Below are 19,635 nucleotides of genomic sequence, written 5' to 3' on the forward strand. Positions count from 1 at the left end.
TGTGCTGAAAATTGCCTTAATTGCGGCTTCCCGGCGTTGTACTTGGGTTATCGATTTGTTTTAGGGCGTCAACTACCTCTGTAACAGGTAACGAACACGATCTGTTTCGGCATACATATATTTTTGTTTCCGTATGCCTTTTATCTTGAAGCAAAGGTAATGTTCCTGATGTTCCGCCCAAAAGAATTTTATTTGGAATATAATGTTTCTCCAGCTCTAGCCGCTTAACTTCGGTTGCAGAACCTGTTATGGCAATTTCATAAATTCCAAATATTCTGAATAATAACAACGAAGCCCAGTTGGAGTAACCCGAGGGGTATCTTACTATGTGGGGCTGCACCGTTCTCAGCATCTGATCAGAAATGTTTAAATAGTTGTCATCGCTATAAAAATGACCTAATTTAAATAGGTTGTGAGCCATTGTCGAATTCGAAGATGAGATAACGTTGTCAGTTATTTCCTGCTTTCTGGCTATCAGTTCCTCTCCCCTGGCTGACGTAAAATAAAACATCCCGCTTTGTTCGTCGTAAAAATCTGATATCGTATGAGAAGTCAGTTGCCGGGCGAGCTTTATCCATTTTTCATCAAAGGTTGTTTCATAAAGACCGATAAGTCCGTCAATAGAAAAAGCGTAGTCGTCAAGAAAGGCGTCAGATGCGTCAAAAGCACCGTAGACACGGGATAGATGACCATTTTTCATCAGCTTTTCACTTATAAATTCTGCACTTAACAGGGCAGATTTTAGATAATCATCAACACCAAACACCCGGTAGGCATCCGTGTAAGCTTTCAACATCATTCCATTCCAGGCTGCAAGCACCTTATTATCGAGTCCCGGACGAACCCGGCCCTCCCGTACCTCAAAGATTTTCCCCCGTGCTTCTTCAATCTTCTGCCTGAGCTCGTTCTCACCTATTCCCAATTTATTGGCTAATTCTGTATCATCAAACTTTCTAAGAAATATATTTGTGTGCTCTTCGTCCCAGTTACCTTCGCTTGTTATATTATAATAAATGTTGAATATGTCAGCATCTTCACCTAAAATGGATATTATTTGATCCTTTGTAAAAGTGTAAAATTTGCCTTCGACCCCCTCACTGTCTGCATCGAGTGCGGAGTAAAAACCTCCATCCGCGGATGTCAATTCTCTTTTTATGAACTCCAGGGTTTCAAACACAACATTTTTGTAAAGTTCATTCCTGGTTTGCTGATAGGCTTCGGAATAGAGTGAAACTAGTTGTGCATTATCATATAGCATCTTTTCGAAATGGGGAACATGCCATTCCCCATCAACGGAATACCTGGCAAAGCCACCGCCAATTTGATCATAAATTCCACCAAAAGCCATCTTTTCAAGGGTGATGCTAACAGCAACATGGGCTGAATTGTCATTCATCAAATGTGCATAACGCAGCATAAATTGCCAGTTATTTGGAAGGGGAAATTTAGGGGCACGGTTGTAACCGCCTTCAATCAAATCAAAGGAGCGCTTCCAGGGTTCGAAAATCTCTGTTATATCCTTTACACTAAATTCTGCTTCAGATTTGACAGGTATCAGCTGTTCACTCTGCCGTATTCCCTCCGTTAGCCGCACAGCATATTCCTCGGCCTCGTCAGGTTTATTTTTCCAGAAATCCGCCAAATTATTCAACAAACTGATCCAGTCTGGTTTTCTAAAATAAGTTCCGCCATAAATGGGCCTCTGGTCAGGCAGGCAAAAGCAATTCAAAGGCCATCCACCGCTGCCTGTCATCAGTTGTACGGCATTCATGTAAATCTGATCAATATCAGGCCGGACTTCACGATCGATCTTTACACAAATAAAATTATCGTTCATTACCCGTGCAACCTCCTGATCTTCGAAACTTTCATGTTCCATTACATGGCACCAATGGCACGCAGAATATCCGATACTTACCAGGATAAGCTTATTTTCCACTTTGGCGCGTAACAGTGCCTCTTCTCCCCAGGGATACCAGTCGACAGGATTATTAGCATGCTGCAGCAGATAGGGAGAGGTCTGATCTTTTAATCGGTTTGACATGATTGATATATTTTCTGTAAAAGTAATGAAGCAGGTTCTCAACTCCGCAGAAAGCTTCACATGTTTAAAAAGTAACCCTGACAAAAGGGTAAAGTTTATTTTTATCCATAATAGTTAAACTCTTACTTTCGGGGCAATAAAAGCAATCAATAATGAAAATTACACATACTGACATCTATCGTTTTAGCATTCCGATGGAACCATTCGTTATAGCGACCGGAATTATGGACTATGCTCAGAATGTATTCGTGCGAGTTTACACCGATACAGGCCATTATGGCGTTGGCGAGTGCTCTGCCTTTCCGATGATCGTTGGAGAAACTCAAGATACCTGCCTGACCATGGCAAAAGAATTTGCCAAAGTGTGGAAAGGTAAAGATGCAGCGGATATCGATGCCCGGATACAGGATCTGCACAATGTTGCAGCCCACAATCCCACAGCAAAAAGCGCATTTGATATGGCCTTATATGATCTGGCATCTAAAGCTGCTGGTCAGCCACTTTATAAATTTTTAGGCGGTGAAAGGAGGACAGTCGAAACTGATATGACAATCGGAATTGGATCTCCGGAAGAAATGAGCAAATTTGCCTTAGGATATAAAAAACTGGGTGCAACAATCTTAAAGATCAAGTTAGGTAAAAAGCCTGATGACGACCTTGAACGAATGCGTCAGATCAGGGCAGCTGTAGGACCTGAGATGGTTTTAAGAATCGATGCCAACCAGGGTTGGGATTACGAAGCTGCTATGAAATGCCTGAACGGGATGAAAGACCTGAATATCGAGTTTTGTGAGCAGCCGATGCGAACCTGGTATGATGACCGGCTTCCAGCATTAAGAGAGCAAACCCCTATTAAGATCATGGCCGATGAAAGCTGTTATAACCACCATGATGCCCGAAAACTTATCAATTCAGCAAGCTGTGATTATATCAATATAAAATTCGCTAAATCAGGTGGAATTAATGAAGGTTTGAAGATACATGACCAAGCGTCTAAGGCCGGTATTCCCTGCATGATCGGAAGTATGCTGGAAAGCAGAATTGCCCTAACTGCAAATTTACATTTTGCCTACGCCTGCAAGAATATTAAATTTTTCGACCTTGACACTTGCCTTTTGGGGCATTTGGTCGATCCCGTAACGGGCGGACTCACTTACGAGGGGTACTTTCTGGATCTTCCTGATAATCCCGGAATCGGTGCCGACGCGGATGAGGAATTCCTGAAAACCTGCGAAAAGTTCAGTGTATAAGTTGAAGGTGGAGAGTTGAGAATCGAGAGTTATCTAAACTCTGTATGTTCACTCGCAACTCTCCACTCTCAACTCCCTATTATCACCTCTAAGGTTTCACCTCTACGACTTACTTAGCTCAGCAAAATATTTGTGAAACAGTGGAATTGTTTCGATACCCTTGTAAAAATTCGCGATATCAAATTTCTCATTCGGAGAATGTAAATTATCGCTATCAAGTCCAAATCCCATTAAAACTGTTTTAATACCAAGTTCCTTTTCGAATAAGGCAACAATGGGAATACTTCCCCCACCCCTGGTTGGGATCGGTTCTTTACCGAAAGATTGTAAAATTGCTTTTTGTGCTGCTTTGTATGCCACACTATCAGTCGGGGTTACAACAGGTTCACCACCGTGGTGAGGGCTAACCTTAACTTTTACACTTTTTGGTGCTATTTTCTCAAAATGATCCTGGAAAAGCTTGGTAATTTCATCCGAATTTTGATTCGGCACCAACCTCATGGAAATTTTTGCGTAAGCTTTCGAAGGCAAAACGGTTTTTGCCCCTTCGCCAATATAACCTCCCCATATTCCATTTACTTCAAGGGTAGGACGGGTACCAGTTCTTTCCAAAGTACTATACTCTTTTTCACCCCAAAGTTCATCAACTTCCAGGTCCTTTTTATATTCAGCCTCGTCGTAAGGAGCTTTGTTAAGATCCTCTCTTTCCTGTGCGGATAGCTCCGCTACATCTTTGTAAAATCCTGGGATAGTAATGTGATTATTTTCATCATGCATTGAGGCAATAAGTTTTGCCAGGATGGTGGCAGGATTTGCAACTGCACCGCCGTACACACCAGAATGTAAATCACGATTCGGCCCGGTAACCTCGACCTCAACATATGATAAACCCCGCAGTCCGGTTTCCAAAGAAGGGTGTTCTAGACTGATCATAGATGTATCAGAAATCAGGACCACATCCGCTTTTAGCCGCTCTTTATTCTCCCCAACAAAAATCCCCAGATTGGCAGAACCAACTTCTTCCTCCCCTTCTATCATAAATTTAATATTGCAGGGTAAGGTATTAGTCTCCATCATAAGCTCGAAAGCTTTGACGTGCATATAGAATTGACCTTTATCATCGCAAGAACCACGGGCGTAGATCTTTTCATCGCGAATTGTTGGTTCGAACGGCGGAGTTTTCCATAAGTCGAGGGGATCGGGAGGTTGAACATCATAATGTCCGTATACCAATACCGTAGGCAATGATTTATCAATGATCTTTTCCGCGTACACGATGGGATAGCCGGCGGTGGGACAAATCTCTACTTTTTCCGCACCGGCAGCTTTCAACTTTTCCGCAACAAATTCCGCTGTCTTTATGACATCCTCTTTAAACTTCGGATCTGCACTAACAGAAGGAAATCGAAGCAGCTCAAAAAGCTCGTCAAGGAAGCGCTGTTTATTATCACTTACATACTTTCTTATCTCTTGCATATAATTGGTTTTTAGCAAAGATAGAAATCTATGAAATAGCCGTTCCATAAATGGTAAAGAAAATACCAGGTGAAACGGCTATTATATATATTAACTTGATAGGCGTTTAGTCCCAGCTTGCCAGTCGCTTTTCGTCGAGGTTACCAGAGAAATCAATTTTCTCTGCTTTGGGTACTTTAACAACTTCTTTTTTCTCAGGTGTATTATTAACTACAGTGAAACCTAAAGAGATAAATCCTACCAATACTATGGCGATTATAAGTTTTTTCATGGCGATATGTATTAAATGCTGTTATAGAATTTGTTCAGATTATTTTTTTCTAACTGGCTTACCTGGCTTAGCTGGAGCTGCTACAGTATCGGTAGCGCCATCATAGGTAGCGGTTCTCAACGAAGTAGCTTCAGGATCAACAATATCCCAATCGCCGCAACCACGACATAGAATACCTTTATCAGCTTTCAGTAAAGTTTTCTCAGCTGGCACTAAAGCCTCGTCTTTTTCACATCCAGTAAAAAAAATTGTTCCTAAAACTGCGACCGTTAATAATACTTTTTTCATGATTTTTTGATTTTGTTAATTTATTGTTAGTGTTAATATGATTATGATCTTTAAATGCTGCTCGAATAAATAATTTTCAAACGGTTTCTTCTAATTGACTAAATTTATTCTAAACTTACAGTCAAATACTGGAATGAGAATATTGAACATTATATTGTTATTTATAAGCTTTAACGTCTATACGCAAGCCAGTGTAAAAAGTTCTACAAATATTACAACAAATTCTGATACTTCCACAGTAATTGCTCTTAATAATCAAGCCTTTAACGCCAGGCTCACAAATCCAGGCCTCACAATATCAAATGGGAATAAAGCTTTAAAACTAGCGGTAAAACTAGAATATACTAATGGTATTGCCGAATCTTATCGAGTTATCGGTATCGGAAAAAGCTATAAAAATTCTATTGATGGGGCGATTGAGAATTATTTAAACTCCCTAACGTATTTTAAAAAAGCCGGAAATCTCCAGGGAGAAGCAAAAGTCTTTAACAACATAGGCAATCTCTACCGTGACATAGATTCTTACAAGTCACTCGAAAATTTTAATAAAAGCCTGAAAATTGCCAAAAAGTTAAACATCAAGGATTTACAGGCAGGACTATACCTTAATATCGGCACAGCCAATCAGAAATTAAAGCATTATTCGAAGGCTTTATCCTATTATAAGTTAAGCTTATCGATGTTTAATTCTCTCGGCAATAAGGTTGGCGTTATTCAAAGCCATCAAAATCTTGGAGTCCTTTACCTCAACTTGCGGGATTACGAAAGTGCTAAAAAAAACCTTGAAGAGGGCCTTGCAAAAGCAAAAGAGGAAAAGCTTATAAATTCTGCCGCTGCTATCAATTTAACACTTAGCTCTATACACATCGCTCAAAAGCAGTTTGATGAAGCAGAAAGCACCATAAAAGAAGGGCTGATGTTTACGAGGATATTGAAGGACGAAAAACTTGAATATAACTATATCCTCACCTCATACGAGCTGGAAAATAAACGCAAAAATTATTTTAAAGCCCTCCAATATCTGCAACAGGCATATAAGCAAGATAGCGCACGCTATGCTAACAATATCTCCGACAAGATAAGTCTGCTGGAAACGCAACACATGCAGCTGGAAAAGCAGAAGGAAAGTGAACTAATTATCGCCAAGCAGAAATATTCTCAAATATTGTTTTTGGCCAGCAGTATTGTCGCATTGCTGGCTTTTTTCGTAATATTTCTACTGGTTAAAAATGTGAAAAAATCAGCGCAGACTAACAAGGAATTGACGCGACTCAACCAGGAAGTTTCTAAACAAAAAGACGACCTTGACCGGACCAACCAAAATCTTGAAGAACTGATTGAAATCCGTACAATGGATTTAAAGAACAAGAATAAAAAATTATCGGAATATTCTTCGCATCTCTCTCACCAAATCAGAAGTCCTGTTGCGACTCTAAAAGGACTTATGCTTCTGGAAAATGACAATCTTATTGACAAAGAGGAATTTGTTGAACAAATGGGAAAATGCATCAATGACCTTGATGATAAAATCATCAATATCAATGAGAACCTAAACAATCCGAATCGCTCGAGTTTGATCAACGAAGATTAACGTATACTAGTTTTTCTCAACAATTTGCAGATCCAGGGGCTGCGGGAAGTCTTAATCTCGAATCTCTTTAGTAATTTAGCCGGAAAAAACAGGAGTAAATTTTGGATTATTTAGACGGCTTAAATCCTTCACAAAGGGCGGCAGTAGAGCAGACAGAAGGGCCAGTGATGATTGTCGCTGGAGCTGGTTCAGGTAAAACGAGAGTTATCACCTATAGAGTTGCACACCTGATCCGTAAGGGTGTAGATCCTTTTAATATCCTCGTGCTTACGTTCACAAATAAGGCTGCCAAAGAAATGCGTGAACGCATCATGAAGGTAGTTGGCACTGAAGCGAAAAATATCTGGATGGGTACTTTTCACTCGGTGTTTGCAAAGTTATTGAGAGTAGAGGCACAGAAGATCGGTTATCCCAATAACTTTACTATTTACGATACAGACGATAGTAAAAGCTTAATCCGTAGCATTTTAAAGGAGCAGCAGCTTGATGACAAATTATACAATGCAAACTTCGTTTACAATCGTATTTCCTCTTCAAAAAACAACCTGATTTCCCCGGCAGAATACCTCCAAAATGAACACATTCAAGCTGAAGATTTTTCATCCGGCCGGGGCAAAATGGGAGAAATTTATCAAACCTATGCTCAGCGCTGTTACAAAGCCGGGGCGATGGATTTCGATGATCTGCTATACAAGACAAATGTTTTATTACGGGAACATCCTGATGTCCTTTACAAATACCAGAATAAGTTTAAATATCTGATGGTAGATGAGTATCAGGACACAAACTTTTCACAGTATCTGATTGTCAAAAAACTAGCAGCAAACAATGAGAATATTTGCGTTGTAGGCGATGATGCCCAAAGTATTTATGCTTTCCGGGGCGCGAACATCCAGAACATTCTCAATTTTGAAAAAGACTATCCCGATCTTAAAGTATTCAAACTTGAACAGAATTATCGTTCAACGCAAAATATCGTTAATGTTGCAAACAGCATTATTGCCAACAACAAAAATCAGCTGAAAAAATCTGTTTTTTCGGAAAACGAAACGGGTGATAAAATAAAAGTATCGCGTGCATTCAGTGACAATGAGGAGGGTAAAATCGTTGCTGAATCAATTGCCCAGGAACAAGCCTTAAAGGGATCAAAATATAAAGACTTTGCTATTTTATATCGCACCAATGCCCAGTCCAGGGCAATGGAAGAATCGCTCCGCAAGCTGAATGTTCCCTATAAAATTTATGGCGGTCTCTCGTTCTATCAGCGCAAGGAGATTAAAGACCTGATCGCTTACTTCAGACTGACTTTCAATCCAAACGATGAAGAGGCGATCAAGCGTGTTATAAACTATCCCAGACGTGGCATTGGAGATACCACTATCGAAAAAATTATCATCGCTGCTGATCAGCAAAACCTGACACTTTGGGAAATAATTACCAATGCTCACCAATACCTTGATGCGCGAAGTGCCTCGGCAGTGGGAAATTTTGCTTTAATGATCCAGAGTTTTCAGGTCATGACGAAAACTCATTCTGCCTATGATACAGCATTGCACATCGCTCAGCACTCAACTATTTTAAAAGATCTTTATTCTGACAAATCCATCGAAGGTTTAAGCAGGTACGAAAACATTCAGGAACTTTTGAATGGGATAAAAGAATTCAGTGAGCGGGAAGATCTGGAAGAAAAGGGCCTTGATGTGTTCATGCAGGATGTTGCCCTTCTCACCAATGACGATAACGATAAGAACCCCAACGCCGATACCGTTTCACTAATGACGATACATTCGGCAAAGGGATTGGAGTTTGATAACGTCTTTGTTGTGGGCCTTGAAGAAAATCTTTTCCCCTCACAAATGTCGCTCAGTTCCCGCATTGATCTGGAAGAAGAGCGGCGACTTTTTTACGTTGCAATAACACGGGCAGGCAAAAAGCTGAATCTATCATACGCGACTTCGAGATATCGCTGGGGAACGCTCACCAGCTGCGAACCCAGCAGATTTATTGATGAGATTGATGCCAGTTATCTGGAACTGGACTTTAAGCCACAATTGAAAGGTTCCGGCAATCCATTTTTTGATGATGAAAGGTCAGCGTGGCAGCAAAAAGAAACGTTCAGCAGGCCAAAGCCAGCTCCACCGCAAAAAACTACATCAATCTTACCAAAGGCCCATGTACCGAGTGCTGACTTCGCCCCTTCCGACACCTCTGGCCTTCAGGTAGGTATGGAAGTTGAACACGAACGCTTTGGCTTCGGAAAAGTAATAAACCTTGAAGGGAGTAAACCCGATGTCAAGGCCACGATATTTTTTAAAGATTTAGGGCAGAAGCAATTATTGCTAAAATTTGCTAAATTGAAAATTGTAAAATAAAACCAAAATGCCGCTCTGAAGCTCACAAACCACATATTTGAGTTAGCGGAATTAATGAATTACCATGACATTTGATTATAATACCACCAGGAAAAAACTGATTCTTGCGGAATACGGCCGGAATGTACAGAATATGGTAAAATATATCGTCGATTTGCCTACTAAAGACGAGCGGAATCGTTATGCCCAGGTTGTAATTGACTTGATGGGCTTTTTAAACCCACACCTGCGCGATGTAGCTGATTTCAAACATAAACTTTGGGATCATTTGCATATCATATCGGATTTTAAAATTGACGTTGATTCACCATATCCAAAACCGTCTGAAGATGCGATCCGCTTTAAACCAGCGCCACTATCATACCCTCAGCAACGAATAAAGTATAAACATTACGGAAAAACCGTTGAGCTGATGATCAGTCGCGCAAAAGCTATTGAGGAGCCACAACGCAAGCAGCTTATGATTCAGTCCATTGCTAACTTTATGAAAATGGCATATGTAACCTGGAATAAAGACAGTGTTGCTGATGAAACGATTATAAAAGATCTTCGTGAGATGTCTAACGGTGCACTGCAACTGGAAGATAACGTCAACCTGCAACGAATCGAAGTAAGAACACCTGCCCCGGCGAATAACAGACAGAGAAATAGCAACCAGAACAATAAAAACAGGAATAATACAAATAGCAGGAATAATGCCGGCGGATCAAATCGCCAACGGTCAAATAATTCGGGAGGCAAAAGATATTAGTCAGTGCCGGTGAGTAAAGCGCTTTGAGAAATGAGCTTAGCCCAGGTAAAAAAGGAATTTATAAATTTTAACAGAAAACGGCGCTCGGTGCTCGAAGCTTATAGCTCTTAGCCCATAGCCATAGCACATAGCCCATAAATGAACGCATTTGAAATTGTTGGTGGTAAGCCATTAAAGGGAGAAATAATCCCTCAAGGAGCAAAAAACGAAGCATTGCAGATTATTTCTGCCGTATTACTTACACCAGAGAAAATTACAATAAGCAATATTCCTGACATAAAGGATGTAAATAAACTGATTGAACTGATTCGTGATTTGGGAGTAAAGGTTGAACGCTTAAGCAAAGACACCTATACTTTTGAAGCCGCTAATATCGATCTTGACTTTTTCCACTCAGAATCATTTCGTTCGAAAGGTGGAAGCCTAAGGGGTTCCATTATGATAGTCGGTCCCCTGCTGGCCCGCTTTGGCAAGGCAGCTATTCCAAAGCCTGGAGGCGACAAAATTGGACGCAGGCGTCTCGACACACACTTTCTTGGCTTTGAGAAATTGGGTGCAAAGTTCGTTTACGACAAAAAAACTAACTTTTTCAATGTTGATGCAAGTGATTTAAAAGGCGCTTATATCCTCCTGGATGAAGCTTCAGTAACAGGAACAGCCAATGTGGTAATGGCAGCTGTTCTTGCTAAGGGAGTTACGACTATTTACAACGCTGCATGTGAACCATATCTACAGCAGTTATGTAAAATGCTTAACCGGATGGGCGCTAAAATTACCGGTGTAGGTTCAAACTTGCTGACCATAGAAGGTGTAGAAAAGTTAGGTGGAACCGACCACAGGCTGCTTCCCGACATGATTGAAATTGGATCTTTTATTGGCCTGGCAGCAATGACAGAATCAGAGATTACGATCAAAGATGTAAGATTTGAGGAACTAGGTATGATACCAGAAGTTTTCAGAAAACTGGGTATTCAATTCGAACTTCGGGGTGACGATATTTACATCCCATCTCAAAAACACTATGAAGTTGATACCTTCATTGACGGATCGATCATGACGATAGCTGATGCACCCTGGCCAGGATTTACCCCCGATTTGTTAAGTATTATGCTTGTTGTTGCTACTCAGGCTAAAGGCAACGTACTGATTCACCAAAAAATGTTTGAAAGCAGGCTCTTCTTTGTCGATAAGTTAATTGACATGGGCGCACAGATTATTTTATGTGACCCGCATCGTGCTACTGTAATTGGTCTTGACAAAAAAGTTAAGCTTCGTGGGATTTCTATGACATCACCGGATATTCGCGCCGGTGTTTCACTTCTTATTGCTGCCCTCTCGGCGCAGGGAACTTCAACGATTTTTAACATTGAACAAATTGAACGCGGGTACCAGGATATCGATATTCGCCTTAGGGCTATCGGAGCTAATATAAAGCGTATTACTGCGAATGACAGCGGACATTAAGCTTCAAATGCTTTGTTAGAAAACGGATTGAAATTTCAATCCGTTTTTTTGTAGATTTAATTTTAATCCAGTCTCAATGTCTTTCTATCAAAGAAACGCAAAAGAAATCCAGGTCGTCCTTTTCTTTTCATTCCTCAAACTGGTTTTACATCTCGTGTCTAATAGTAATTTCGGATTTCACCGGGATGAATTGCTATATATGGCAATGTCTGAACATATTGATTGGGGATACAAAGAAGTTCCACCTTTTATAGCAGGTATTTCCTGGTTCTCCTACGCTTTTCTGGGTGATAGTGTTTTTGCCATGAGAATTTTGCCCTCTATTGCGAGCGCATTAATTGTTTTCATTACGGGGCTGCTTGTAATCTCCATGAACGGCAAGCGATTTTCCGTGATCGTAGCTTGCGGAGCCATGGTGATTTCCCCGTCGTTTTTAGCTTCAGGGTATTTACTTCAACCCGTGGTTTTTGATCAATTATTCTGGGTGATAACGGCCTATCTGCTCCTCAAACACATTCAAACAAGAAAAACAAGCTATGTCTATTTATTGGGATTAACAGTCGGTGTCGGGATGCTAACTAAGTACACCATGGCATTTTTCATACTGTCGCTGATTGTCGGTGTCCTCATAAGCCCTCAAAGAAGGATTCTGCTAAACAAATCCTGGATTGTTGCATTTTTAATTGCTTTCGTCATTTTCCTGCCCAATCTCATCTGGCAGATAACACATGACTTGCCGGTTGTGTCCCATATGAAAGAATTGAAGGAGACGCAACTCGACTATATCGACCCTTTGAAATTTCTTGTTCAACTGTTGATAATCCACGCTTCTGCATCCGTTATTTGGCTGTCCGGACTCATTTATCTTTTCTTTACCAAAAGCAATAAAAGGTACATCTTCATGGCGTATTCATTTATTGTGGTTGTGGTCCTTTTACTCGCTCTTAACGGCAAAGTCTATTACAGTTTTGGAGCATTTCCAATGTTGTTCGCGGCAGGTGGCATTTGTCTTCATAAAGTATTGGGGAGTATTGTAGCACCGTTCAGGTATGCGGCAGTTTGTTTATTGCTAGCACCTTCCCTATTACTTGTGCCCACCGTTATTCCTATTTTACCCTTCGCTTCTACCCTTCGTTTTTTTGAATTCACTACTGATAGGGGCCTGGAATTTCCTGTTAAATGGGAAGATCAAAAGACCCACGCTACCACACAGGACTACGCTGACATGCTTGGCTGGGAGGAAATAGCAAAACATGCGAAAGCTGCATATCAGAAAATCCCGAAAGAAGAACGATCAAAGACTACGCTCATCGCCGGGAATTATGGGCTGGCCGGTGCAATTCAGCATTACGGGGAAAAGTATGATTTGCCTGATCCCGTGAGTTTAAGCAGTAGTTTTGCGTTATGGTCACCTGACTCCATCGAAACTAAATACATCATTATGATCGACGATGATATTGATAAAATAGCTGGGGCTTTTGGCAGCAAGGTAGATATTGGCAAAGTGGAAAATCCCTATGCACGCGAAAAGGACACAGGAATTTATCTTTTATCGGAGCCACTAATTGACGTTAACAATTTTTACAAAACAGAGCGATCAAAAGAGTTGAACTGATCCCATCACCATTTTGATGCATGTTGAACCTAATTCAACAATGCATTCGTTTAATTGCTGATTGTCTGCAGTTATTTTCTCAATCACTGTAGTAATTTACTCCATCACTGCAGCAATTTACTCGGGCGTTGCAGTAATTTACTCCATCACTGTAGTAATTTACTCGGGCGTTGCAGCAATTTACTGCATCACTGCAGTGATTAACTTCAGCGTTGCAGTGAGGTGCACCGATATTTGTACCCTCAGCTCTACTTAGGCTGAAATAGCATTGATTATATCATATTGAGTTATGATCTCAATCTTGCCGGCTTCGTCTTCGACTAATACAGCCATATTGTCTTTATTGATGATCGACGAAATTTTATCAATTGAAGTGTTCAAGTCAATGAATGGGAACGAAGCGGTCATAATTTCTTTGATACTACCGGATTTTAAGCCTGGATTTTCGAGCACCGAATTTAAAATATCACTTTCAGTAAGTTTGCCGATGATCATCCCTTGCTGAGTTACTGGAATCTGAGATATATTTAGCGACTTTATCGTATTTATCGCTTCAAGCACAGATTTTTCACAGTCAATTGTGATGATATCCTGGCGATCCCTTCTAGACAGGATCGATTTTGCTGTAAGCTTCTCGTCGGCCAGGAAACCTCGCTCACGAAGCCAATCCTCATTGTACATTTTGCCCATATACCTGGAGCCATGATCATGAAAGATAATTACTACAATGTCACCCTCCTTTAATTCACCTTTCAGCTGCATAAGTCCGGCAAGGGCCGACCCTGCTGAATTACCTGCGAAAATACCTTCTTTACGTGCTATCTCACGTGTCATCAAGGCTGCATCCTTATCGGTAACTTTTTCAAAACGATCGATTACATCAAAGTCTACATTTTTTGGTAAAAAATCTTCGCCAATGCCCTCTGTTATATAAGGATATATCTCATTCTTGTCGAACTCTCCGGTTTCCTTGTATTTTTTGAACACCGAACCATAAGTGTCTATTCCCCAAACCTTGATGTTCGGGTTCTTTTCCTTCAAATATTTTCCTGCTCCCGAAATTGTCCCCCCCGTTCCAACGCCGACTACCAGATGAGTGATCTTTCCTTCAGTTTGTTCCCAGATCTCCGGGCCGGTTTGTTCGTAATGAGCTTTAGAATTTGAGAGATTATCATATTGGTTCGGTTTCCATGAATTTGGTACTTCACGTTCGAGCCGGGTAGAAACAGAATAATATGAACGGGGATCTTCAGGATCAACATTTGTTGGACAAACTATCACTTCGGCACCAAATGCCCTTAGGGCATCAACCTTCTCCTTTGATTGCTTATCTGTTGTAGTAAAAATACATCTGTATCCCTTAATCACGGCTGCAATGGCGAGACCCATTCCGGTATTTCCGGATGTCCCTTCGATAATGGTTCCTCCCGGTTTGAGGCGCCCGTCTCTCTCCGCATCTTCAATCATCTTTACTGCCATCCGGTCCTTAATGGAATTGCCTGGGTTGGTAGTCTCGATCTTCGCCAAGACAGTCGCTTTAACGTCTTTCGTGATCGCATTTAACCTGACCAGGGGAGTATTACCTATCGTTTCGAGAATATTGTTATACCACATGATGCAAAATTACGGAAATACTATGAAGGTTAATTGTTATTCTACCGGCTATTAACAAGAGTGGGGATTAATTGTGACACAACAATTGGAAAGCATCATCGGCTTTAGGTCAGCTTTGCCCGAATTTTAACATCTGAATTGGATTGTCTATTGGATTCAGCAAGTAATAATTTGGATATAAACAATTTATGTCGATTAGGTTAATAATATTTAAATAAATCCACCTAAATCATTTAACTTAAAGAGATTATCAGGAAAATTATCTGCTCACGCCTTATATACTGTCGAAATATGAAACACAGCTTCATGCTATTCGCCCTTTTTTTAACAATATCGTTTTCCGATGTAAGGGCTCAGGAAAAGTTGGATGAACTTTTGCCTATCCGGGGTTTCGCAATTGCTGCGCCGAAGCCCAGCGGATTGAATGATTTTATAAAGTTCATTGAAGAAGAATTGGGCCCAAAGAAAGTAAATACCCTTATTTTAAGGGTTGATTACAACTACCAGTTTAAAAGCCACCCTGAACTCCGGGATTCGGCAGCACTTTCCAGGTCGGACGTTAGGAAACTGGTTAATGCGGCCAAAAAGTTTAATATTCGAATTATACCCCAGATCAACTTGTTAGGCCACCAATCCTGGGCAGGCAAACTAGAAAATCTGTTAAAAGTCTATCCGGAATTTGATGAAACCCCATCAGTGAAAATGCCAGCCGATTACAAATGGCCCAACCCCGATGGCCTGTACTGTAAAAGCTATTGTCCTCTTCACCCCGGCGTGCATAAAGTTGTTTTTGCTTTAGTCGACGAAATAACAGAAGCCTTTGAAACCAATGCATTCCATGCAGGTATGGATGAAGTATTTTACATCGGAGACGACAAATGTCCGCGCTGCGGGGGCAGAGACAAAGCAGAATTGTTTGCAGGTGAGGTGCGAAAGATCCGTGACCATCTGGCTCTAAGTGGTAAGGAGCTTTGGATTTGGGGTGACCGTCTCATAGATGGAAAAACTACAGGTATTGGAATGTGGGCTGCAAGCTTAAACAATACTCATAAGGCCATCGACATGATCCCGAAAGATGTGATCATTTGCGACTGGCAATACGGTCGCCCCAATCAAACTGCTGTCTATTTTGCGCTAAAAGGGTTCAGAGTGGTAAGCTGCCCGTGGGATAAACCAAATGTTGCGCTAGTGCAGATTGACGATATGATTCGGTCACGTCAGTATGCAACTAAAGAAGTTAAGCCTAATTTTTATGGTGTAGCGCACACGGTCTGGTCTGGGCCTGTTCCATTTTTTAATGGATATTATGGACGAACTCCAGTTACAGCCGCTGCATCAGACGGAACCCGTCCGGTCGATCCGAATGAAACACCCTGGAATACGTTCAAAGTTATGTACGATAAAATAGGCAAATTAGAACTTAAGCCATGAAAATTCTTTGCAGCCTAATTCTACCAACGGCATCCCTGCTCCTATCGGTCGGTGCAATTGCGCAAACAACTATCACCAAATGGCAGGACGGAAAACGAGGTGCAGTGTCTATTACTTACGATGATGGATCCATAAATCAGTTCAGAAAGGCATTGCCAATTATGAACAGGATGAATATTCCCGCCACTTTCTTTATCATCACGGGACAAATTCCCGGTTCAGATTACCAGGGCAGGTTTATTGGAAGGCCCGTTAAAACAATCATTGAAGAGACTGCCACGATTGCGACGAACAAAGATAATTTCTATGAACGATCATCGGCAGCTGGCTTTCTGGGTTTTAGCGGAACTTTAGATTATCATACCAATGCAGGTGCTCAAATTGATGCGGGCAGGCCGGCCGAGGCTTACAAAATAATAGACGATCTATATAAAAAAGTCCGGGCAGGTGAGTTCACATCCGGAAATAAAACAAACAATGAAGTAGACGAAGCACGAGGTGTTACATGGGACGATATACGAACTTATGCTGCCCAGGGTCATGAATTTGCAAGTCATACAGTCACTCACCCCAGGCTGGCTGCACTGGATGAGCTGAACATGATGTATGAGCTTGAAAAAAGCAAAGCAGATATCCTGAAACAATTAGGATCCAGGTATACATTTTCTGCTGAGGGTCCTTATGGTACGGAAAACGAACGGGTAATGGAATATGCCCATAAAGTTTATCCCGCGCTTCGAAACCGGATGCCTGAAACTTTCATGGAGGAGTTGAATCGTTCGAGCCGCAAAAATCCGGGCTTGTTTAAAAAAGAATATGTACAATGGCAGCGTGGTGCAACTACCAAAACGCCAATGCCACTCATGAAATCGTGGATTGATACAACTGCAGTTAAGGATAACATCTGGTTAGTTTTAGTTATCCATGGTGTAGATGGAATTGGTTGGGAGGCTCTTACAAGCCAAGCCCTTGATGAGTATTTCCAATACATGAAAGCCAGGGATAAAGACCTTTGGATCGCCACGTTTGCGGATGCTACAAAGTATATGCGTGAACGGATGAATGCTGAAATTAAAACCACCACCAAAAAGAACAGCGTATCTGTTAGACTTACACATGGCCTGGATAAGATGATGTATGATATCCCTTTGACCTTAAAAACTTATGTACCTGCCGGATGGAAAGAAATACAAGTTAAACAGGGAAAGCAAAACACCCGCCACAAAGTTCAGCAGGATGGAAATGGAAGCTTTGTTTTGTACCGCGCGGTGCCAAATTCGGATCAAATAATTCTTTCAAAAATATAATCCGCTAAGATCCCTAAACGTAAACTAATGACCAAAACAAAAACCCTGGAAGACTCTCCTATAAGTTCAGCACCAAAGCAAGGATTCGTCCCGCGCATCGCTTCGATTGATATACTTCGGGCTCTTACAATGGTCCTTATGATCTTTGTAAACGACCTGTGGTCATTAAAGGATATACCAGCCTGGCTAGGTCATGTCGAAAGGGGCGTCGACGGAATAGGACTGGCAGATGTTGTTTTTCCGGCCTTTCTTTTTATAGTTGGATTATCACTGCCATTTGCCGTTAATAACCGGCGAAAAAAGGGAGATACAGATTTGGAATTAGTTACCCATGTTATCTTACGCACCATTGCACTGTTGGTAATGGGTGTTTTTCTTGTAAATGGTGAAACGTTTAACGCTGACGCAACGGGAATGCCCCGCTACCTCTGGAACCCATTGTGCTGCCTGTCGTTTATATTGATTTGGAATAGTTATCCGCAGGACAACAAAAAGGCACTTTGGCTGATACTAAAAGGAATCGGAATTATCACGCTGGTCGTATTGGCATTCATATATCGTGGCGGCGGCGAGGATGGAAAAGAAGTCTACCGGTTCTCCCCGCAATGGTGGGGTATTTTGGGTTTAATTGGCTGGGCTTACCTGGCAAGCTCATTGATCACAATTTTCGCAAAAAACAGGTTCGCTCCCTTACTCATTGGTTGGGTTTTCTTCTGTGTTCTTAGCATGGTAATGAAGGCTCAGCTGCTTCCTCGCGGCACGCTATCACTAATACCAAGTGCCATCAGCGGTGGTACCTTGGCCGGTCTGACGATGGGCGGCGTACTTGCATCCTGGGCTTTCATTTACTATCGTGAACGAAAAGACAATAAGTCTATGACCATTATCTTCACTGCCGCCATTGTAGTGCTGGTCTTTCTTTCTTTACTTACGCGTCCTTATTGGGGCCTGGCAAAGCTTGGTGCCACTCCAGCATGGCTGTTTTTATGCAGCGCATTTACTTTGGGCGCATTTGTGATTATTTACTGGATCTCCGATGTTAAAGGAAAATCTCACTGGTTTAAGGTCATCAAACCTGCAGGCACCGACACCTTACTGTGTTACCTTATGCCCTACCTGATTGGGCTCATTCTGCGAAAAGTGTTACATATCGAATACCCTGAATGGCTCATCACAGGCGGGGTCGGTTTACTGAAGTCTTTTCTTTTTGCCATGCTTTGTGTCCTCCTGACATCAATGCTTAATAAGGCGGGCATTAAATTAAAACTTTAGAATAAAGAAAACCCAGCTCTGTTAAAATTTTAGATGCTTCACAGTTAGTCCATTATTGCTGAGCTGCTTTAGTGAATCTATACCAACCCTCAAATGAGTTTCAACGTATTGCTCTGTCACCTTTGAATCGCTCTCGGCTGTTTTCACACCTTCAGGAATCATTGGCTGATCCGAAACCAGAAGTAGGGCCCCTGTAGGAATCTTGTTTGCAAAGCCTGTCGTAAAAATCGTAGCGGTCTCCATATCAACTGCCATTGCCCGCAGGCTTTTCAGGTACTTTTTAAATACTTTATCATGCTCCCAGACACGTCTGTTTGTCGTGTAAACGGTTCCTGTCCAGTAATCACGAGAATGATCGCGTATAGTTGTGGAAATTGCTTTTTGAAGGGCAAATGAGGGTAGTGCCGGGACTTCAGGCGGAAAATAATCATTTGATGTCCCCTCTCCCCGTATTGCTGCAATTGGAAGAATCAGGTCACCAATGCTATTGTTCTTTTTTAACCCTCCGCATTTGCCGAGGAATAACACTGCTTTAGGTTTTATCGCAGTTAACAAATCCATCATTGTAGCAGCCATAGGACTTCCCATACCAAAATTGATCAGAGTGATGCCATTAGCAGCCACACTTTGCATTGGCTTATCCAGACCCACGATAGGTGCGTTATCATTCCATTCTGAAAATAAATTCAGGTATCGCGAGAAGTTGGTAAGCAATATAAACCCGGTAAACTCGCTTAATGGCCTACCTGTATATCGTGGCAGCCAATTATTAACAATATCTTCTTTGTTCTTCAGACCTGCCTTTACGGGCGATTCTACTTCCTTAATTTTTTTGGTTTTAGTTGCGCCTTCTACAGGATCCTTTTTTACGTCTTTTTCTTCGTTCATA

At 41.5% G+C, this 19,635-nt stretch carries 15 protein-coding genes; 9 read left to right on the forward strand and 6 right to left on the reverse strand.

Annotated features, from left to right (window positions below):
- Nucleotides 1-16: 16 nt before the first annotated feature.
- Nucleotides 17-2,044 (reverse strand): thioredoxin domain-containing protein, encoded by a 2,028-nt coding sequence (locus tag B5X60_RS17080; RefSeq protein WP_079703954.1) that lies wholly within the window; start codon nt 2,042-2,044, stop codon nt 17-19.
- A 152-nt stretch (nt 2,045-2,196) separates the two neighbouring features.
- Here B5X60_RS17080 and B5X60_RS17085 point away from each other — a divergent pair, with 152 nt between their 5' ends.
- Nucleotides 2,197-3,294, forward strand: a complete 1,098-nt coding sequence (locus B5X60_RS17085; RefSeq protein WP_079703955.1) for a mandelate racemase/muconate lactonizing enzyme family protein — start codon at nt 2,197-2,199, stop codon at nt 3,292-3,294.
- Between the two features lie 102 nt (nt 3,295-3,396).
- Here the strand turns inward: B5X60_RS17085 and B5X60_RS17090 are convergent, their stop codons facing one another.
- From B5X60_RS17090 to B5X60_RS17095, 3 genes are all read right to left on the reverse strand, one after another.
- On the reverse strand, nt 3,397-4,770 hold the full coding sequence (locus B5X60_RS17090) for a dipeptidase (RefSeq protein WP_079703956.1): 1,374 nt from the start codon (nt 4,768-4,770) through the stop codon (nt 3,397-3,399).
- A 106-nt stretch (nt 4,771-4,876) separates the two neighbouring features.
- A complete protein-coding gene (locus B5X60_RS18340) occupies nt 4,877-5,041 on the reverse strand; it encodes a hypothetical protein (protein WP_170878486.1) in 165 nt (54 codons plus the stop codon).
- 39 nt (nt 5,042-5,080) lie between these two features.
- Complete coding sequence (locus B5X60_RS17095) at nt 5,081-5,329, reverse strand: hypothetical protein (RefSeq protein WP_079703957.1); 249 nt, start codon at nt 5,327-5,329, stop codon at nt 5,081-5,083.
- A gap of 133 nt (nt 5,330-5,462) precedes the next feature.
- Between B5X60_RS17095 and B5X60_RS17100 the strand changes: the two genes are divergently transcribed.
- From B5X60_RS17100 to B5X60_RS17120, 5 genes are all read left to right on the forward strand, one after another.
- Nucleotides 5,463-6,920 (forward strand): tetratricopeptide repeat protein, encoded by a 1,458-nt coding sequence (locus B5X60_RS17100; protein WP_079703958.1) that lies wholly within the window; start codon nt 5,463-5,465, stop codon nt 6,918-6,920.
- Nucleotides 6,921-7,021: 101 nt separating this feature from the next.
- A complete protein-coding gene (locus tag B5X60_RS17105; RefSeq protein ID WP_079703959.1) occupies nt 7,022-9,292 on the forward strand; it encodes an ATP-dependent helicase in 2,271 nt (756 codons plus the stop codon).
- A gap of 64 nt (nt 9,293-9,356) precedes the next feature.
- Nucleotides 9,357-10,043 carry a DUF4290 domain-containing protein gene (locus B5X60_RS17110; protein ID WP_079703960.1) on the forward strand — a complete coding sequence of 229 codons (687 nt, stop codon included), beginning with the start codon at nt 9,357-9,359 and terminating at the stop codon, nt 10,041-10,043.
- Between the two features lie 138 nt (nt 10,044-10,181).
- Nucleotides 10,182-11,507: a UDP-N-acetylglucosamine 1-carboxyvinyltransferase gene (murA, locus tag B5X60_RS17115; RefSeq protein WP_079703961.1), complete on the forward strand. Its 1,326-nt coding sequence runs from the start codon at nt 10,182-10,184 to the stop codon at nt 11,505-11,507.
- A gap of 76 nt (nt 11,508-11,583) precedes the next feature.
- Nucleotides 11,584-13,122, forward strand: a complete 1,539-nt coding sequence (locus B5X60_RS17120; protein WP_079703962.1) for a glycosyltransferase family 39 protein — start codon at nt 11,584-11,586, stop codon at nt 13,120-13,122.
- 252 nt (nt 13,123-13,374) lie between these two features.
- On the opposite strand, the gene B5X60_RS17125 is transcribed toward B5X60_RS17120, so the two are convergent.
- Entirely contained in the window at nt 13,375-14,736 is a 1,362-nt protein-coding gene (locus tag B5X60_RS17125) for a pyridoxal-phosphate dependent enzyme (RefSeq protein ID WP_079703963.1), read from the reverse strand.
- 291 nt (nt 14,737-15,027) lie between these two features.
- On the opposite strand from B5X60_RS17125, the gene B5X60_RS17130 reads away from it, so the two are divergent.
- From B5X60_RS17130 to B5X60_RS17140, 3 genes are read left to right on the forward strand one after another with little or no spacing between them, the layout of a single operon-like run.
- Nucleotides 15,028-16,167 (forward strand): family 20 glycosylhydrolase, encoded by a 1,140-nt coding sequence (locus tag B5X60_RS17130; RefSeq protein WP_079703964.1) that lies wholly within the window; start codon nt 15,028-15,030, stop codon nt 16,165-16,167.
- Complete coding sequence (locus B5X60_RS17135; protein ID WP_079703965.1) at nt 16,164-17,474, forward strand: polysaccharide deacetylase family protein; 1,311 nt, start codon at nt 16,164-16,166, stop codon at nt 17,472-17,474. The genes B5X60_RS17130 and B5X60_RS17135 overlap by 4 nt, the downstream gene beginning before the upstream one ends.
- 27 nt (nt 17,475-17,501) lie before the next feature.
- A complete protein-coding gene (locus B5X60_RS17140; RefSeq protein WP_079703966.1) occupies nt 17,502-18,746 on the forward strand; it encodes a DUF5009 domain-containing protein in 1,245 nt (414 codons plus the stop codon).
- A gap of 21 nt (nt 18,747-18,767) precedes the next feature.
- Here B5X60_RS17140 and B5X60_RS17145 read toward each other — a convergent pair whose 3' ends face one another.
- A complete protein-coding gene (locus tag B5X60_RS17145; RefSeq protein ID WP_079703967.1) occupies nt 18,768-19,634 on the reverse strand; it encodes an AMP nucleosidase in 867 nt (288 codons plus the stop codon).
- Nucleotide 19,635: the final 1 nt, after the last annotated feature.

It is taken from the genome of Daejeonella lutea, assembly GCF_900168015.1.
In the GTDB taxonomy this organism is placed as follows: domain Bacteria; phylum Bacteroidota; class Bacteroidia; order Sphingobacteriales; family Sphingobacteriaceae; genus Daejeonella; species Daejeonella lutea.

What these genes read in the sequence shown, in the direction of transcription:
- B5X60_RS17085 (WP_079703955.1), top strand. Translation starts at nt 2,197, where the DNA reads ATGAAAATTACACATACTGACATCTATCGTTTTAGCATTCCGATGGAA.
- B5X60_RS17080 (WP_079703954.1), bottom strand. Translation starts at nt 2,044, where the DNA reads ATGTCAAACCGATTAAAAGATCAGACCTCTCCCTATCTGCTGCAGCAT.
- B5X60_RS17145 (WP_079703967.1), bottom strand. Translation starts at nt 19,634, where the DNA reads ATGAACGAAGAAAAAGACGTAAAAAAGGATCCTGTAGAAGGCGCAACT.
- murA (WP_079703961.1), top strand. Translation starts at nt 10,182, where the DNA reads ATGAACGCATTTGAAATTGTTGGTGGTAAGCCATTAAAGGGAGAAATA.
- B5X60_RS17140 (WP_079703966.1), top strand. Translation starts at nt 17,502, where the DNA reads ATGACCAAAACAAAAACCCTGGAAGACTCTCCTATAAGTTCAGCACCA.
- B5X60_RS17095 (WP_079703957.1), bottom strand. Translation starts at nt 5,329, where the DNA reads ATGAAAAAAGTATTATTAACGGTCGCAGTTTTAGGAACAATTTTTTTT.
- B5X60_RS17100 (WP_079703958.1), top strand. Translation starts at nt 5,463, where the DNA reads ATGAGAATATTGAACATTATATTGTTATTTATAAGCTTTAACGTCTAT.
- B5X60_RS17125 (WP_079703963.1), bottom strand. Translation starts at nt 14,736, where the DNA reads ATGTGGTATAACAATATTCTCGAAACGATAGGTAATACTCCCCTGGTC.
- B5X60_RS17120 (WP_079703962.1), top strand. Translation starts at nt 11,584, where the DNA reads ATGTCTTTCTATCAAAGAAACGCAAAAGAAATCCAGGTCGTCCTTTTC.
- B5X60_RS17090 (WP_079703956.1), bottom strand. Translation starts at nt 4,770, where the DNA reads ATGCAAGAGATAAGAAAGTATGTAAGTGATAATAAACAGCGCTTCCTT.
- B5X60_RS17110 (WP_079703960.1), top strand. Translation starts at nt 9,357, where the DNA reads ATGACATTTGATTATAATACCACCAGGAAAAAACTGATTCTTGCGGAA.
- B5X60_RS18340 (WP_170878486.1), bottom strand. Translation starts at nt 5,041, where the DNA reads ATGAAAAAACTTATAATCGCCATAGTATTGGTAGGATTTATCTCTTTA.
- B5X60_RS17130 (WP_079703964.1), top strand. Translation starts at nt 15,028, where the DNA reads ATGAAACACAGCTTCATGCTATTCGCCCTTTTTTTAACAATATCGTTT.
- B5X60_RS17135 (WP_079703965.1), top strand. Translation starts at nt 16,164, where the DNA reads ATGAAAATTCTTTGCAGCCTAATTCTACCAACGGCATCCCTGCTCCTA.